The 16421-nt window shown below is 74.2% G+C and carries 16 protein-coding genes; 10 read left to right on the top strand and 6 right to left on the bottom strand.

The genetic code is table 11. From position 1 onward, the window contains the following. Positions 1–121: 121 nt before the first annotated feature. Positions 122–424, top strand: a complete 303-nt coding sequence (locus BS83_RS26410) for a hypothetical protein (protein ID WP_157597322.1) — start codon at positions 122–124, stop codon at positions 422–424. A gap of 223 nt (positions 425–647) precedes the next feature. On the opposite strand, the gene BS83_RS26405 is transcribed toward BS83_RS26410, so the two are convergent. Continuing rightward, positions 648–1178 carry a MarR family winged helix-turn-helix transcriptional regulator gene (locus BS83_RS26405; protein WP_037606018.1) on the bottom strand — a complete coding sequence of 177 codons (531 nt, stop codon included), beginning with the start codon at positions 1176–1178 and terminating at the stop codon, positions 648–650. Positions 1179–1418: 240 nt separating this feature from the next. On the opposite strand from BS83_RS26405, the gene BS83_RS26400 reads away from it, so the two are divergent. Together BS83_RS26400 and BS83_RS26395 are read left to right on the top strand one after the other, a co-directional pair. Then, a complete protein-coding gene (locus BS83_RS26400) occupies positions 1419–2489 on the top strand; it encodes an alkene reductase (protein WP_037606017.1) in 1071 nt (356 codons plus the stop codon). Between the two features lie 83 nt (positions 2490–2572). After that, positions 2573–3478 (top strand): NADP-dependent oxidoreductase, encoded by a 906-nt coding sequence (locus tag BS83_RS26395; protein ID WP_037606016.1) that lies wholly within the window; start codon positions 2573–2575, stop codon positions 3476–3478. A 48-nt stretch (positions 3479–3526) separates the two neighbouring features. Here BS83_RS26395 and BS83_RS42185 read toward each other — a convergent pair whose 3' ends face one another. Continuing rightward, positions 3527–4096, bottom strand: a complete 570-nt coding sequence (locus BS83_RS42185; RefSeq protein WP_051943994.1) for a hypothetical protein — start codon at positions 4094–4096, stop codon at positions 3527–3529. Between the two features lie 283 nt (positions 4097–4379). Between BS83_RS42185 and lexA the strand changes: the two genes are divergently transcribed. Further along, the gene (lexA, locus tag BS83_RS26385) at positions 4380–5081 is read left to right on the top strand and encodes a transcriptional repressor LexA (protein WP_037606015.1); all 702 of its coding nucleotides are present in this window, start codon (positions 4380–4382) and stop codon (positions 5079–5081) included. A gap of 180 nt (positions 5082–5261) precedes the next feature. After that, entirely contained in the window at positions 5262–5504 is a 243-nt protein-coding gene (locus BS83_RS26380; RefSeq protein ID WP_037606014.1) for a hypothetical protein, read from the top strand. 175 nt (positions 5505–5679) lie between these two features. Here BS83_RS26380 and BS83_RS26375 read toward each other — a convergent pair whose 3' ends face one another. From BS83_RS26375 to BS83_RS26365, 3 genes are all read right to left on the bottom strand, one after another. Next, entirely contained in the window at positions 5680–7209 is a 1530-nt protein-coding gene (locus tag BS83_RS26375) for a helix-turn-helix domain-containing protein (RefSeq protein ID WP_063774234.1), read from the bottom strand. Between the two features lie 395 nt (positions 7210–7604). After that, entirely contained in the window at positions 7605–8501 is an 897-nt protein-coding gene (locus BS83_RS26370; protein WP_037606013.1) for a GNAT family N-acetyltransferase, read from the bottom strand. 95 nt (positions 8502–8596) lie between these two features. Beyond that, positions 8597–8902, bottom strand: a complete 306-nt coding sequence (locus tag BS83_RS26365) for a GNAT family N-acetyltransferase (RefSeq protein WP_037606012.1) — start codon at positions 8900–8902, stop codon at positions 8597–8599. 343 nt (positions 8903–9245) lie between these two features. Between BS83_RS26365 and BS83_RS26360 the strand changes: the two genes are divergently transcribed. The 5 genes from BS83_RS26360 (at position 9246) to BS83_RS26340 (ending at position 14834) form a co-directional block, all read left to right on the top strand. Next, a complete protein-coding gene (locus BS83_RS26360) occupies positions 9246–10064 on the top strand; it encodes a hypothetical protein (RefSeq protein WP_051943986.1) in 819 nt (272 codons plus the stop codon). Between the two features lie 345 nt (positions 10065–10409). Beyond that, a complete protein-coding gene (locus BS83_RS26355) occupies positions 10410–11612 on the top strand; it encodes an NAD(P)/FAD-dependent oxidoreductase (RefSeq protein WP_037606011.1) in 1203 nt (400 codons plus the stop codon). A 74-nt stretch (positions 11613–11686) separates the two neighbouring features. Then, positions 11687–13144, top strand: a complete 1458-nt coding sequence (locus BS83_RS26350; protein WP_051943984.1) for an MBL fold metallo-hydrolase — start codon at positions 11687–11689, stop codon at positions 13142–13144. Further along, positions 13141–13950, top strand: a complete 810-nt coding sequence (locus tag BS83_RS26345) for a sulfite exporter TauE/SafE family protein (RefSeq protein ID WP_037606010.1) — start codon at positions 13141–13143, stop codon at positions 13948–13950. The genes BS83_RS26350 and BS83_RS26345 overlap by 4 nt, the downstream gene beginning before the upstream one ends. A gap of 104 nt (positions 13951–14054) precedes the next feature. Next, on the top strand, positions 14055–14834 hold the full coding sequence (locus BS83_RS26340; RefSeq protein WP_037609891.1) for a GntR family transcriptional regulator: 780 nt from the start codon (positions 14055–14057) through the stop codon (positions 14832–14834). A 56-nt stretch (positions 14835–14890) separates the two neighbouring features. Here the strand turns inward: BS83_RS26340 and BS83_RS26335 are convergent, their stop codons facing one another. Next, positions 14891–16264, bottom strand: coding sequence for an aminotransferase class III-fold pyridoxal phosphate-dependent enzyme (locus BS83_RS26335; protein ID WP_051943982.1), 1374 nt, complete (start codon positions 16262–16264; stop codon positions 14891–14893). Positions 16265–16421 lie beyond the last annotated feature (157 nt).

Genomic DNA, 16421 nt, shown 5'->3' with positions numbered 1-16421 from the left:
CTACCTCGATCCCACGCCGGGTGGGCGGTCCTGCGACCCCCGCGGCCGGACGGTGGCCGGCCGGGTGGTTCGTGTGCGGGGGTCGATCCGGGGTAGGGGGCAGAACGTCCGGAAAGTCGCTGTGCCCGGGCGAGAGGGTCAGGAGGCGATGATGTACCGCTGCGAACTACGGATCACCGAGGACGGGGCGGAGGAGCGCGTACGGCTGCTCGCGCCCAGCGAGCCCGAGGACCTGCCGGTCTCCGCCAAGTCCCTGGCGGCCCAGCATCTGCGGGCCGAGCTGCAGGGACGCTGGGTACGGGAGGGGCAGCTGCCGCACCGGGTCGAGGTGCGGGTCTGGGAGGGCGAGGCCGCAGGTCCGCCGGCCGCGACCGCCGCGTGGGAAGAGGGCCCCGGCTACTCGGAGCCGCTCGACGACGTGTGAGGCGTGGGGCCGTCCCGCGTGACGGGCCCACGCGAGCCGTGCGGAAGAACACCCCCGGGTCGAGGAACGATGGAGAGGACGGCGCGCCGCCGGGCGGCGCGCCGGCGCACGCCTGCCCTGGTCATGTGAGTCCCGCCCGCCGACGACTCCCTCGTCCACACCCGCGTCGCCCCCGCGTCCGGGCAGGCGTAGAGGGGGTAGCGGCGGGCCCGACGCGAGCGGGTCAGCCGTCCGTGTCCGTGTCCGCGGGGGCTTCGGCCTGGGCGAGGTTGTCTTCCAGGCGCTCCAGGGTGGCCAGGGCCGCAGCGCCTTCGGCGGGGGAGAGATCGGCGGTGACCAGGGCTTCGAGCTGGGCCCAGACCTGTTCGACCTGGCGGCGCAGGACCTGGCTGGCGGCCGTGGGTTCGATGAGGGACGCCCGCTTGTCGGTGGGGCAGGGGCGGCGGCGGACGAAGCCCGCCTGTTCCAGGCGGCGGACGGTGCGAGTCATGGTGGCGGCGTCGGAGTCCAGAAGACGCACGAGGTCGGTCTGGCGCTGGGGGCCGAGTTCCCACAGGTGCATCATGACCAGCTCCTGACCGGGGTGCAGGCCCAGGGGGCGCAGCAGTTGTCCGGCGAACATGCGGTGCAGACGGGCCAGGCGGAAGATCGCGTGACTGACCGGGCCGCCGCCGGCTGCGGCCGGTACCGGGACGGTGGCCGCGGACCTCGCGTCGGTGGACGCCCCGGCGGGCTCCGGAGTGGACCGGCTCATCTCTTCCTCGCTCCTCCTTGCTCGGGCAGCCAATTCTAGCGTCCGGATCGCGGGGTCAAGGGGATGTCAAGGGCCAGATGTGTGGGGGAGTGCATTCTCGCTGGCAGGTATACGTGACGTGAGTCACATGCAGGCAGCGGAATGGTTCCGTAGGACTTACTTGTTCGAACAGGTATCTGCCACGCCGGGTTGATCCAGGGCCCTCGCGCAGCCACAGCCTGAAGGAAAAGGAAGACGACCATGACCACCGCATTCGATCCCATCGTCCTGGGCGGCCGCCGCCTCGCCGGCCGCGTCGTGATGGCGCCGATGACCCGCAGTCGCGCCTACGGGCCCGGCGCCGCGCCGACCGAGCTGATGGCGACGTACTACGCCCAGCGTGCCGGCGCCGGGCTGATCGTCACCGAGGGCATCCAGCCGTCGGCGGTCGGCCAGGGCTACCCCGACACGCCCGGTCTGCACACCGCCGGGCAGGTGGAGGCATGGCGGACGGTGACCGACGCCGTGCACCGCGAGGGCGGGGTGATCTTCGCGCAGCTGATGCACACCGGCCGGATCGGTCACCCCGTGCTGCTGCCCGACGGCCTGGCGCCGGTGGCGCCCTCGCCGGTGGCCGCCAAGGGGCAGGTCTACACCCACCAGGGCCCGAAGGACTTCGTGACCCCGGTGGAGCTGGGCGAGGCGGAGATCTCGCAGACGATCGCCGACTTCGCCGCCGCGGCCCGCAACGCCGTCGCGGCCGGGTTCGACGGCGTGGAGATCCACGGCGCCAACGGGTACCTGATCCACCAGTTCCTCGCGCCGAACACCAACCGGCGCACCGACGCCTGGGGCGGCGACACCGAGGGCCGGATCCGTTTCGCCGTCGAGGTCGCCACCGCGGTGGCCGAGGCGATCGGCGGCCACCGGGTCGGGCTGCGCATCTCGCCCGGCAACCCCTTCAACGACATCTCCGAGGACAACCCCGGCGAGGTCTACGAGGCTCTGCTGGGCCGGCTGGCCGGTCTGGACCTCGCCTACCTGCACCTGATGGAGGGTCCGGACCGCGAGCTCACCGCCCGGCTGCGGAAGGCCTGGGCCGGCGTGTTCGTCCTCAACCCCTTCACCCACCCGGCCGCCACCGGCCCGGACGCGCTCGGCCTGGTCGAGGACGGCACCGCGGACATGATCGCCTACGGGGCGCTGTTCCTGGCCAACCCCGATCTCCCGGCCCGCCTGGCCGCCGGAGGCCCCTTCAACACTCCGGACCCGTCCACGTTCTACGGCGGCGACCACCGCGGCTACACCGACTACGCCGCCCTCTCCGACTGACGGGCGACCCCGCCGCCCGGGCCGCACAGTGAGGCAGAGAGCCTGCGGCCCACCTCCCCGACGACATGCACCAGGAGTTTCCGATGTCCCGAGCGATCACTTTCTCCGAGTACGGCGCGCCCGACGTCCTGCGGCTCACCGAGGTCACCCCGCCGGAGCCCGGCCCCGGCCAGGTGCGGATCCGGGTGCGCGCCGCCTCGGTCAACCCGCTCGACATGAAGATCCGTTCCGGCCGGATGGCCGCCGTCGCCCCGGTCCAGTTCCCCGCGGTTCCCGGTCTGGACGCGGCCGGCGTCGTCGACGCCGTCGGCGCGGGCGCGCAGGCGGCCGTCGGCGACGAGGTGCTGGGGCGCACCCTCGGCGGCAGCTACAGCGAGTACGCGCTGCTCGACCTGCCGGTGGCCAAGCCCGAGAGCCTGCCCTGGGAGGTCGCGGCCTCCCTGGTCACCGTCGGCCAGACGGCGCACCGCGTGCTGGGGCAGCTGGGCGTGCAGTCCGGTCAGACCCTGCTCGTCCACGGAGCGGGCGGCAGCGTGGGCTTCATCGCCGTCCAGCTGGCCGTCGCCCGCGGCATCACCGTCGTCGCCACCGTCGGCCGGCACGACACCGAGCGCGTGACGGCGCTCGGCGCCACGGCGGTCCGCTACGGCGAAGGCTGGGTGCAGCGCGTCACCGCCGTGACCCCGCAGGGGATCGACGCCGTCTTCGACGCCTCGGGAGCCGGGGTGCTGGCCGACTCCGTCGCCCTCGCGGGCGACGCCGGACGCGTCATCACCATCGCCGACCCGGCCGCCGCGCAGCACGGTGTCCGATTCAGCGACGGTTCCGCCGACCGCACCCAGGAGTCCCTGCCCGAACTGGTCCGGCTCGCCGCTGCGGGAAAGCTCTCCCTCCCGATCTGGCGCACCTACCCGCTCGCCGAGGCGGCCCGGGCCCAGGCCGACCTGGAGGCCCACCGCAACCACGGCAAGGCCGTCCTGCTGCCCTGAGGCCGCGCCAGAGCCGTGCCGCCCGCTGTGCCGCCGCCGACATCCGGGTCAGGGCACGACGGTGATTGTGAGCTGCCAGTGCTGGGTCATCGGCCCGGTGGGGTCGGAGGCGGCGCGGGTGGTGGCGGACAGCACCGCCGTGCCCGCCCCGACGGCCTGGGCGCCCGCCCGGACGCTGCCCGCCGCGACGGTGTCGGCGGTGAGCGCGATGATCTGCGGGGCGCTGGTGGTGACGGCCCGCCAGGGATGGCCAGGAGTCCCGTGGAGGGTGATCTCGATGCGGGTGCCCACATGGACGCAGACGCCGCGCGGCGGGTTGTCTCCACCGGGGTAGGTCACGTCGACCGTGCCGCTGAGGCAGCGGGAGCCGGGGTTCGGCGGCGGGCTCACCGGCCGCGGAGCGGCGCTTGCGGGCGGGGCGGTCGACGTCGCGGTGGCGCTCGGGGTGCCGGTCGTGGGGCCGGGGGAGGTGGCGATCGCGGTCGGCGTGGTCGCGCTGGGCTGCCCGTCGGCCGAGGGGGTGCTCCGGCGGGCGTCGCTGCCGCAGGCGGTGAGGCCGGACAGGGCGAGGGCGACCAGGATGGCGGCTGCGACGGAGGCGGTGCTGCGGCGATTCATCGTGGCTCCCGGGCGGACAGCGGTGGCGCGTCGCTGCTTGGACGGTGACGGCCGGCCTCCGGTTCCCCGGGGCCGGCCGTCGTGGTGTGCCCAGAGTGTCGGACAACCGCCCGGGCGGGGGAGCGGAGCGGGCATCAGCTTGCCCGTGACCGTGGAGCGCCCCCTTCCGGTTCGGCTCCCGCGGGGGCGTCGGCGAGGGCCGAAACGGGCCCTGGCCTCCCGGCGCGTCGCAGCACGGGGTAGCGTCGCGGCGAAGGGCACGCAGCAGAGAAAGGACCCGCTGATGGAGGAGCCACCTTCGCGCGGCCGGCCTGCGGGCGCGCATCTCCGTGGTGCCCGGGGCCTGACCGCCCGGCAGGAAGCGGTTCTCGACGCGATCGGGCACTGGACCGCGGAGCACGGCTACCCGCCCTCGCTCCGCGAGATCGGCCAGAGCGCGGGCCTCGCGTCGACGTCGTCGGTGTCCCACCAGGTGCACAGCCTCGAACGGCTCGGCTACCTGCGCCGGGACCCGCATCGGCCCCGCGCCTACGCCCTGACCGACCTCGCCCAGGGCTCCGAGGAGCCGCCGCCCGTCGCCGACGTCGAGGATGCCGCGAGCGCGCCGGTGCTGGTGCCGCTGGTCGGGCAGATCGCCGCCGGGGTCCCCATCACCGCCGAAGAGCACATCGAGGAGCTGCTGCCGCTGCCGGCCGCGCTGCTGCCGTCCACCGGGGAGTTCTTCGCCCTGCGGGTGCGCGGCGACTCCATGACCGGAGCCCGGATCCTGGACGGCGACACCGTCGTCGTCCGCGCCGGCCAGGCCGCCGACCACGGCGACATCGTCGCCGCCCTGGTCGACGAGACCGAGGCCACCGTCAAGCGCCTCCACCACGGCGGCCGTGCCGGGAGCTGGCTCGTCCCCGCCAACGACGCCTACCCGCGCATCGACGCGGCGGGCGCCAGGATCCTGGGAACGGTCGTCGCGGTGCTCCGCAGGATGTAGGCGCGGCTCGCGCGCGAGACGCGGCTGCCGGATCGCGGCGAAGGTCGGCTCGGGCCATGATCCAGCCACTCCACAGGGTGGTCTGCCGTGTGCGGTTCGGTTCGTTTGCCGGAGTTTCGGCAGTTCAGGGCTGGTTTCAGTGATTCGCGCGGGGTGCGGTCGGGCCCCTAGAGTGCGCGCATGTCGCTCCGCTTGCAGAAGGCTTTGGTCTCCCTCGGTAGCACGGTTGCCATCATCGCCGTCGCCTGGCTTGCTGGGTCCATCAACCCTGGCTGGCACGTCAGGTGGCAGTTTCAGCTGGTCCTGCTCGCGACGGGTCTGGTGAAGGCCGGGTACGAGTGGTGGAAGTTCGGGGACTCGCCGCGGGCTGTGGCGTTGCGGGCGAAGGAGGAGGCGAGGGGCGAGATCCGCAACTGGTGGTAGCCGACCGGGTCGAAGCCGTCGGACCAGGTCTTGACGAGCTCCTCCTTCGGTGGAGTCCCTGCTGATGGGCTCGAGGGTGTAACCCGAAGAGCCGTCCGCCTCAAAGCTCATGACATCCACGGCCGTCAGCGCGGCTCCGCGAGGTACTCGGCCCAGCCGTACTGCGAGGCCGGCTCTAGCCGTTCGACCCTGCCGGGTCGGCGGGCGGCTCCGCCGCCAGGAGCAGGGCGCGGCGGGCGAGCCAGAGTTCGTGGCGGTCGCTCGGCGGGCGCAGCAGTGGGCGCTCCAGCAGTTCCTCGACCCGGCCGAGGCGCTTGCGGACGGCCGTGGTGGAGACGTCGAGCTCGGCGGCGGTCGGGGCGAGGCGGGTGTCGTGGCGCAGCCAGGCGTCCAGGGTCGGGCCGAGGCCGGCGTCGTCGACGGGCTGCAGCAGGTTGCGCGCCCAGGCCACCACGGCAGGGCGCGTCAGCAACTCGTCGAGTGGCGCGGGTCGGTCGGACACCGGTGCCGCGTCCCAGCCGACCGGTCGGCGCGTGTCGGCGCGCAGGGCCAGCGCCAGGACGGCCTGGTCGGGGAGGCGGTCCAGATCCAGACCGAGCAGGGCCTCGACCTCCCGCAGCCGGGCCGCGACGGTGTTCCGGTGGATCTTCAGCAGAGCGGCGGCCCGGGCCGAGAAGGCGAGCCAGGAGGCGGTCGTGACCGACAGTTCCGCGCTGTCGGGGTCCTGCGGACGGCGGGCCGGACGGGAGCGCAGCGGATCCAGCAACTGGCGGGCCCAGTCCCGCAGTTCCGGGCCGATGAGCAGGACCGGATCCGGGCGGTGCGCGAAGGTCGCCCAACGGCCGGCCCGGCCGCGCGCGGTGACCAGGGCGCGGAACGCCTGCTCGTAGCCGAGCGCCGTGTCGCGCAGGGGAACGCTGTCGCTCACCCCCACCAGGCACCCGTCGAGCGCCTCGGCCAGCGTCCGGGCGAGGGCGGAGGACCCGGCCGGGGCGATGACCAGCACGTGGTCGTGGTAGACCGGGCAGGGGACCACCCAGGCGTCGGGGGCGAGCGCCGCGCACCGGCGGGCCGTGTCATCGCGCAGGTCCGGCGGCGACTCCACCACGTGGAAACGCATCACGTCCGGCAGCGCCGGCTCCAGCAGATCGGCGATCTGCCGGGCGGTGGCGACATGGCCGTTCATGAGCAGGTGCAGCACCGCCTCACGGTTGTGCGCCTCGGTGACCTCCAGACGACGCCACTGCCCTTCGGCGCGCTCCAGCCGCCAGCAGAGGTCCAGCACGGCGGAGGCGTCGGCGAGCACCGCGGCCAGTCCGTCCGGCACCGGCCGCGCGGTGACGGCGACGAGCACGGGCGGTGTTTCGCCGCTCCGGCGGAGGCCTTCGTGGGCGCGACCCAGGGACACGCTGACCACGCTGTGGCCGGTGCCGTCCAGGGCGAGGGAGTCCAGGCTGCGGGCGTGCATCTCGGTGACCGCCTCCCGCGCGAGGTCGACGTCCGGCACCGCGCAGCCGCGGTCGGAGGTGGTGACGCCGTCGGCGGTGACCAGGAGGACACGGGCGCCGGTGCGGCCGGCCAGCCAGCCCAGCAGTGCGCCGCTGCCGCCGCCGCGAGCGGCCCGTTGCAGGGCGAGGATGTCATCGGCTCTTCGTTCACGTCGTTCTGACGTGGACTCAGCCACGGAGCCGGATCGCTCATGCATGAGCCGAGGCTACCCGTCCGTGCCGCTCGCTGTGCACTCCGGAACCTCCGGCCCCACCCTGACTGTGCAGAGTGGAACTGGGCGGGGAGCGAGCGGGCAACTACGTTCGGTACAGGCACCGAGGCCGCTCCGGACCAGCCCGGAGGAGAGACGCTCGTGGCCCCCCTGCACCTCCGCCGGGCAGGACCGGGCGCGGGCCGATCGGCGGCGGAGAACGGGCCTCGTACGGGACCGACGCGCTCGAGAACGACTGCGGGCCCGGAAGCCCGGCTGACGCCTCCCGGGGAGGCGTCAGCCGCCGGATCGCCGGCTGACACGGGCCGGACAGGCCTGCCCCCGGCGGTACGGGGTTCCGCCGGGGGCACCTCCGCCGGGCGTCGGGCCGAAGAGGCCGGTCAGGTGGCGGTGTCGGTGGCGTTGGCGTCCGCGGTGTGGACGTACCCCAGGGTGTCCAGGCCCTCGGACCGGCACAGCGAGTCCGCCGCGCCTCCGGGCTCGGTGAGCAGGAGTTGGTAGTCGGCGCCGTTGATCTCGCCCCAGTTCATCGCGGCCCGCCACAGGTGCCGGCCGTGGCCGCGGCCCCGCAGCTGCGGCAGGACCCCGAAGTGCAGCGGGAGCAGGCGCAGCTTGCCGACGGGATCCTTCATGGTCTCCATGGGGCCGATCGCACCGATCACCCGGTCGCCGGAGGCGATCGTGAGGATCGGTCCGGCGAGAGCATCGGCCTCGAACCTGCGCCACAGGAAGGCGAAGCCGTCCGCCGCCAACTGCTCGGCGAACACCGCGAAGCGTGCGCGCACCTGATCGGGCAGACGGCGCAGGTCCTCGACGCCGTCGACGGCCGCGTCCTGGCCGGGCCGGAAGGTCTTCAGCTGCATGCGGCTCACGGTCACCGACGGCCGGGGCGCCGTCTGCCCGGTCTCGCACCAGACGACCCTGGCCCGGTCGATGTCCTCGCGGGCGGCGAGGGTGCGGGCGAGCTGCCGCAGCTCCTCGACCGGGGCTTCGGCCCTGCCGAAGTAGTGGACCTTCACCATCCCGCGACCCCAGGTGCTGATCGTCGGGATCACCGTCCGCTCGGGACCGTGCTCCACGTCCTTCAGCATCACGCTCTCGTCCTTCATCGCCGACCAGCGATGGTCCGGATCGTGCGGCAGGAATCGCACGGTGCCGGCGACCCCGAACACCTCGGAGATCAGCTCCGCGGAGAGCGCGTCCGGGTGGACGGGCCCCAGGGTCGGGACGTACGGAACACGCATCACGGGCCGCAGCCAGTCCCACGAGAGGTCCATGACCGCACCCTACTCGCGCCGCGCCCGCGCGAACGAGCCCCTGCGGGATGGTCGTGCCGGGAACACGGGTCCGACCTCCGGGGACGGCGTGCCGGTCAGAGGGCGAACCGCGCTCGCTGGGCCTGCGGGACCAGGTCGGTGTACTCGGGGTGCTTGGAGATCCAGCCGCGGATGAACGGGCAGAAGGGCAGGACGTCGAGCCCGCGTTCCCTGGCACTGTCGAGCGCGGCGCGGGCGAGCAGGCTGCCGAGGCCTCGCCCCTCGAACCGCGGGTCGATCTCGGTGTGGATGAACGCGATCTCGTTGCCGAAGCGGTGGTACTGGGCGAACCCGGCGAGCTCCTCGCCGTCGAACACCTCGAAGCGCGACTCGCCGGTGTTGTCCGTCAGACGCTGGTCCATGGCCTGCCTCCTCGAAGGTCTGCTGCGGATCACCATAGTTGAAGAATCAACTAGTGCACCAGTGGGCCCGGCTTCCGACGGCCGTCGACGCGCTCGGCTCCGTCGCCGCCGCGGTGCTGTACCGGCGGTGACGTGTCGTTCGCTCAACCGTCTCACAGGACCGCGTGTCGGGTGCGACGCGCGCGGACGCCATCGGGGCCGAGGTGGGGCCGTCGTGCGCCTCCCGCCGCGCGGCGCGAGGCTGGAGGAGGACACGTCGGCCCGCCGGGACACGCGCGTCGTGCGCTCGGCGGCGACGAGGCGGGCCGGAAGCGGCCCTCGTCAGTGGCGAGGCGGTGACGTCGTGGCGGCGGAGACGTTCGACGAGGCGGCCGACGCGCTGTACGCGCTGGCGCCGTCCGAGTTCGTGGCGGCGCGCCGGTCCGCCGTCGACCGGGCGCGACGTGCCGGCGACCGCGGCCTCGCCGACCGGCTGGGCGACCTGCGCCGGCCGACCGTTTCCGCGTACGCCCTCAACCTCTTCGCCCGCGCGCGACCGGAGCAGCTGGCGCGGCTTCGGCTGCGTGAACTCGCCGCCGAGCGGAACATGCTGGTCACGGCGCTTGCCAAAGAGGCGCGGGAGCTCGCCGTCCGGGCGGGGCAGACGGTCGGCGGGCAGGCGGTGGGCGACATCGAGCAGACCCTGCGTGCGGCACTCGCCGACGAACACGCGGCCGAGCAGCTCGCCCGGGGCCGGCTCACCCGGGCGCTCATGCCCGGCAGCGTGCTCCCCGAGCTGCCGGCGCCGCCCGTCGGGCACGTCCCGGAACCCTCGGGCCGCCAGGTCCGCCCGCCGTCGCCGCCCCGCGCCGCCCTGCGGGAGCGCCGGGCCGAGGCCAGGAAGGCGCTGCGCGACCTGGAGCAGGAGCAGCGGACCGCGGCAGCTGCGGCGGGGCGTCTGCGGACCCGCGCCGACCGCGCCGCCGAGCAGCGGACCGCGGCCGGGGAGCGGGTGCGGTCGGCGGAGGAGGATCTTGTGCGCGCCCGTGAGGCGCTCGCGGCGGCGGAGGAGCGGCGAACCGCCGCGGACGCGGAAGCTGCCGCGGCGGAGCAGCGCTCCCAGGAGGCCCGGCGGAGACGGGACGAGCAGCGCGCCGCGGTCGATCGTCTGGGCCAGGGCTGAGCGGCTCGACCGTCGCCGGCCAGGGAGCTGTTGGGGCGGGTTCGCCGGCAGCGCCCGGGCGCACCGCGTCAGGCTGGACGGGCGCCTCGTGGTCCGCCTGGCAGGGCCGTGACAGGAGCCCGGGGCCACTGGTCCCGGCGAACCCGGGGCCGGCGCAGGCCGCAGGCGCAGCGTGCTCCGGGCGCGCCGTCGATGCTGGCCCGCTGCCCCTCCTCGGCCCCCGTGGGCCCTGTCCCTCGACCCGGCAAATGTACGGACAAAGGGCCTCAGCCCCCTTCGATGGCTTGCATTCTGCAGGCAGTGCGATCTAGCTTAATGTCCGTACATTTAGCCAGGGAGGTGTGCATGGCGACCGAGTGGCACCACCGGATCGTGATCGTCGGGGGAGGGTCCGCCGGGATCTCGGTCGCGGCCCGGCTGCGACGTGCCGGCCAGCGGGACGTCGCCGTCCTCGATCCCAGCCGCGACCACCACTACCAGCCGCTCTGGACGCTGGTCGGCGGCGGGCGCGCCCCGCTGGCGGAGAGCGTCCGGCCGCAGGCGTCCGTCATCCCCAAGGGCGTGCGCTGGATACGGGCCGCCGCCGTGGCCGTCGACCCCGAGGGCCGGCAGGTGACGCTGGAGGACGGGGGCACCGTCGGCTACGAGCACCTCGTGGTCTGCCCAGGAATCCAACTGGACTGGGACCGCGTGCCCGGGCTCGCGGCGGGGCTGGGCCGGAACGGCCTCTCCAGCAACTACCTGCCCCAGACCGCCCCCGCGACCTGGCGCTTCATCCGTGGGACCCGCTCCGGCAGCGCGGTGTTCGGGATGCCGTCCGGCGCGATCAAGTGCGGCGGCGCGCCGCAGAAGATCGCCTACCTCGCCGCCGACCACTGGCGGCAGCAGGGCGTGCTCGGCAGGATCGACGTCCACCTGGTGATTCCGGGCGCCGCCATCTTCGGCGTTCCCGAGTTCGCGCGGGTCCTCGACGAGGTGGTGCGCAGGTACGGAATCAACGTCCACTACGGCAGCGAGATCACCGAAGTGCGCGCGGAGGCGCGCGAGGTGGTGGTCACCGAGCTGGCCACCGGGAGCACGAAGACCCTGCGGTACGACATGGCCCATCTGGTGCCGCCGCAGAGCGCCCCTGACTGGATCAAGCGCAGCCCGCTCGCCGGCGCCGACGACCCGGCCGGCTATGTAGAGATCGACCCGCACACGATGCGGCACGTCCGCCACCCCGACATCTGGGCACTCGGCGACGCCGGGTCGTCGCCGAACTCCAAGACCGGCGCGGCCGTGCGGAAGCAGGCGCCCGTGGTGGTGGAGAACCTCCTCGCCGCGATCGACGGCCGGGAGCCCACCGCCGCCTATCACGGCTACTCCTCCTGCCCGTTGACCACGGCCCGCAACAAGATGCTGCTCGCCGAGTTCGACTACAGCGGCCGCCCCACGCCGTCGATCCCGCTGATCGACACCATGCGCGAGCGCACCGACATGTGGCATCTCAAGCGCCGTGGCCTGCCCTTCCTCTACTGGAACCTCATGCTGCGCGGCCTCGCCTGACCCGACGCCCGACGCCCGACGCCCGACGCCCGACGCCCACGCACGACGCTCGACACCCCACCCAGGAGTCCGCCATGACGCCGCCCCGCACCGGGCCGCTCGTCTTCGAGCAGTACTACCTCGACTGCCTCTCCCACGCCTCGTACCTGGTCGGTGACCGCACCACCGGCCGGGCGGTGGTGGTCGACCCGCAACGTGACGTCGACGAGTACGTCGCGGCCGCCGCGCGGCACGGCCTGACCGTCGAGCGGGTCATCGAGACGCACGTCCACGCCGACTTCCTCTCCGGGCACCTCGAACTGGCCGCGCGCACCGGCGCCCGCATCTCCTACGGCTCCGTCGCCGTCGTCGACTTCGCCACCGAGCCCCTGGAGGACGGTGCGCACCTGAGCCTCGGTCAGGTGGACCTGGAGATCATGCACACGCCAGGGCATACCCCGGAGTCCGTCTGCGTGGTGGTCAGGGAACACGCGGGGGATCCCTTCCCCTACGCAGTCCTCACCGGCGACACGCTGTTCATCGGCGACGTGGGCCGCCCGGACCTGCTGGCCGCCGCAGGCACGCCCGCCGAGGAGATGGCCCGCGCCCTGTACCGGTCCACGCGCGAGCGCCTGCTCGCCCTCCCGGACGCGACCCGCGTCTATCCGGCGCACGGGGCGGGATCGGCCTGCGGCAAGAACCTCTCGACGGAGCTGAGCTGCACGATCGGCAGGCAGCGCCGCGACAACCACGCCCTGGCGGCCATGACCGAGGACGAGTTCGTCACGCTCGTGACCGAGGGGCAGCCGGCCGCGCCCGGCTACTTCGCGTTCACCTCGGTCCGCAACCGCCAGGCCCGGCCGGTGCTGGACGAGGACACCCCCGTACGCCTGCTCGCCCCGGACGCGTTCCTCGCCGCGCGGGCGGGCGGAGCCACCGTCCTGGACACCCGCGACCCGGAGTCGTTCGCCGCCGCGCACCTGGTCGGGGCCGTCAACGTCCCCCTCGGCGGCCGGTTCGCCGAGCTCGCCGGGGAGGTGCTCGACGCGGGCGAGCGCGTCCTCCTGTGCGGGGCCCCCGACGACGCCCACGAGGCACGCAAGCGTCTGGCCAGGATCGGTTTCGACCAGGTCCTCGGCGCACTGGCCACCGGGATCGGCTCCCTCCCCGCCGCGCACCTGACGCACGTGGTCCGCGTGGACGCCGACGTCCTCGCCGACCGGCTCGCCGAAGCCGCGGACGCCACCGAACCGGTGGACGTGCGCGGTCCGGGCGAGGTCCGCGAGACGGGCACCGTCCCTGGCGCCCGCCTCGTCCCGCTGCCCGAACTGCTCGCCCGCCTGGGCGAACTGCCGGTCGGCCGCCCGCTCGTGGTGCTGTGCGCGAGCGGCAACCGCTCCTCCGTGGCCGCCTCCGTGCTGCGGGCCCGCGGCTACGAGGCGGTGGACCTGCGCGGCGGCTACTCGGCCTGGCGGGACATGGTGGCCCGGACCTGCGACCCGGCGGCCGCCGGCCGGGCCGCGCGCACGACCCGCGACGGCGGAGCGCCGTGAGCGCGGTCGTCCTCGCCCTGCTGTGCGGTGCGGTGGTCGGTCTGGCGCTCGGCGCCCTCGGCGGGGGCGGGGGCGTCCTCGCGGTCCCGGCGCTCGTCTACCTGCTGGGCGTCGCGCCCCAGGTCGCCGGGACCACCAGCCTAGCCGTCGTCGCCGCGACCTCCGTTGCCGCGCTGGCGCGTCATGCCGGTACCGGCGACGTCAGCTGGCGGACCGGCGCGGTGTTCGCCGCCGCGGGCGTGCCGCCCGCCGTCGTCGCGTCGGTTCTCGCGCATCGCCTCCCGCCGTCCGTGCTGACCTCGGCCTTCGCCGCCGTGGCCGCGCTGGCCGCCGCGGCGATGCTCCGCAGCGTGCGCACGACGCACCGCACGACGCGGCGCGACGGTGCGCACGCCGGACCGGCCGAGGGAACGGCGGCCGACGGATCGACCGGCAGGGCCGGTGACCTGCGGACGCCTGCGGCCGGAGCAGGCCTGGGCGCGGTGACCGGACTGCTCGGGGTGGGCGGTGGGTTCATGGTCGTGCCCGCGCTGGTGTCCGTGCTCCGGCTGCCGATGCGGAGGGCCGTCGGCACCAGCCTGGTGGTCATCCTCATCAACTCGGCGGTGTCCCTGACCACCCGCCTGGCGACCGACGGCGCCTCGCTCGATCTCGCCGTCCTCGGTCCGTTCGCCGGAGCAGCGGTCCTCGGCGCGTGGGACGGCAAGCGACTGGCAGCCAGGTTCTCCGGCGCCGCACTCCAGCGGGCCTTCGCCGTGCTGCTGCTCGCCGTGGCCGCGTCCATGCTGCTCGGCGTCCTGGTGTGAGGCCTCCCCGCCGAGCCGCCACGTTTGCGTTGCCTGCCCGGAAGCACGAACATTCACTGCGTGTCCACACCACCCGGCAGACGCCGACCGCCGCGACGGCGCCGGTGAAGCCCCCGTCCGGCCCCCGCCCCCTCGCCCGCTCGGCGGGCAGTCCGCTCTGGGCCCAGCTGCGGGCCGACCTACTGCGCCGACTCGACGCGGGCGAGTTCCTGGACGTGTTCCCCGGCGAGCACGACCTGGTCGCCGAATACGGGGTGAGCCGGCACACGGTCCGCGAGGCGCTGCGGCAGCTCCGCGCGGAGGGCCTGGTCACCGCCCAACGCGGCAGGGTCTCCCGGTTCGGCGCGGGCCGACCGCTCGAGCAGCGGATGGGCGAGGCGTACAGCCTCTTCCGCTCCGTCGAGGAGGTCGGTGCGGTCCAGCGCAGCATCACCCGGGTGCTCGACCGGCGCGCCGACGGAGTCATCGCGGCCCGGCTGGGACTGGAGGAGTCCACGCCGCTCGTCTACCTCGAACGTCTCCGACTCGCCGACGGGGAGCCACTGGCCGTCGACCGGGTCTGGCTTCCCGCGGATCTGGCCGCTCCGCTGCTGACGGTGGACTTCACCCACACCTCGCTCTACGACGAACTCGAACGCCACTGCGGCGCCCGCGTCTCCGGCGGGTGGGAGCGGATCCGTGCGGTCGTGCCCGGACGCGGCGAGCGCGTTCTGCTCGACTGCCCGCCGACCACCGCGCTCTTCGCCATCGACCGCCTCGGGCACGACGCCGACGGACGCCCGGTCGAGTGGCGGCAGACGCTCGTGCGCGCCGACCGCTTCGCCGTCGCCGCCGCGTTCTCCGCCGACGCCTACCGACTGGGCGCCCCGGTCCGCACGCCCTGACCGCGGACGCCCCGACCGCCGACGTCCTGACCACGGACGGCCGGGCGGTCGAGCCCTCAGGCCGCGCACATCTCGTCGAGGAACACGTCGAGCACCGCCAGATAGGCGTCGACGTCCGCGGCGCCGTGGGCGAATCCGGCATGCGGTCCCGAGGAGGCGATGGCGTCCCAGATGCCGCGGTTGGCGAAGTACACCCGCCGGGTGTCGATGAACAGCGCGTCCAGGTCGGCGTGCGCCTCGCGGGCGTTGCGCGGCAGCTCCGGGCTCAGGCAGTACCCGGAGCGGGCGCCGAACCGGTGGGCGCGCCACGGCAGTTCGTGCTTCCTCGCGGCGGCCTCGATGCCGTCGGCCAGCCGGGCGCCGAGAGCGCCGATCCGCTCGTAGGCGTCCGGCGTCATCAGCTCGGCGAGGACGGCCTCCGCACAGGCCATCGACAGCGCGTTGGCGAACAGCGTGCCGCCCAGGGCGATCCCGACCGTCTCGCCCAGTTCGTCGCCCAACTGCTCCGTCACGAGCGCGGCGAGTTCGTCCGTGAGACCGTAGGCGCCGATGGGGACCCCGCCCGCGATGCCCTTGCCGCCGGTCACCATGTCGGGGGCGATCCCGAAGTGCGCGACCGCGCCCCCGTAGCAGTCGAACTGCGTGTGCGTCTCGTCCAGCACCAGCAGGGTTCCGCTGCGCGTGCACGCCTCCCGCAGGCCGGGCAGGAACTCGGGGGCGGGCAGCACGGTGCCGCAGTTGGTGAGCACCCCCTCGACGAGCACGGCGGCGCACCGTCCACGCTCCAGCACCCGCCGCGCGGCCTCCAGGTCGTTGAACTCCACGACGTCGAGTCCGGGAGGCGGACTGCCCAGGCCGGTTCCCTCCGACACCAGGCCCGCGCCTCCGGCCCCGTCCCAGAGCGTCTCGTGCAGCTGGCCGTGGTACTTGCCGGCGAAGAGCAGCACGCCCTGCCGGCCGGTGGCCACCCGCGCGATCCGCAGCGCCTCGGCGTTGGCCGTCGAGGCGGAGAGCGTGAACTGCCACTGCGGGAGCCCGAAACGCAGACGCAACTGCTCGCACACGCCCAGGGCGCTCTCGGAGGGCAGCAACAGCTGGACGCCGCGGGCCGCCTGGGCGGCGATCACCTCGGTCAGCCGCGGATGGGCGTAGCCGAGCACAGTGGACATGTCGCCGACGTTGAAGTCGAGGTAGCTGTTCCCGTCGACGTCGGTGAACGAGGGCCCGCTGCCGTGGTCCACCCACAGCGTCGGCGTCCGGTAGAAACCGGCCATCCACGGCGTCGGCACGCCATTGGGCATATGGGCGCGGGCCCGGTCCGTCAGCGCCAGCGAGATCGGCACCCGCGCGCGGAAGGCGGCGTCCTCACGCCGCCTGATCCGCTCCAGCGCGCGCCGGTGCCCGCTCGTCAGGCCGGGTGCAGCCGTCATCGCCACCCACTCCTGGATCGGGGTACGCCACCGACACTACGCCGGTGCGCCGACCGCTGCCCCCGACGGTTCCGCGCGGCTGTTCGCCGGACCGCTTCGAGGTCCCCGGCGCGGGGTACGAGCTGCGCTAACGTGGCGAGACGGACGAGGGCGTCCG

This window comes from Streptacidiphilus rugosus AM-16 (assembly GCF_000744655.1).
Lineage (GTDB): Bacteria > Actinomycetota > Actinomycetes > Streptomycetales > Streptomycetaceae > Streptacidiphilus > Streptacidiphilus rugosus.
Note: the sequence above shows the minus strand (reverse complement) of the source record. Positions and strands in the feature narration are given on the sequence as shown.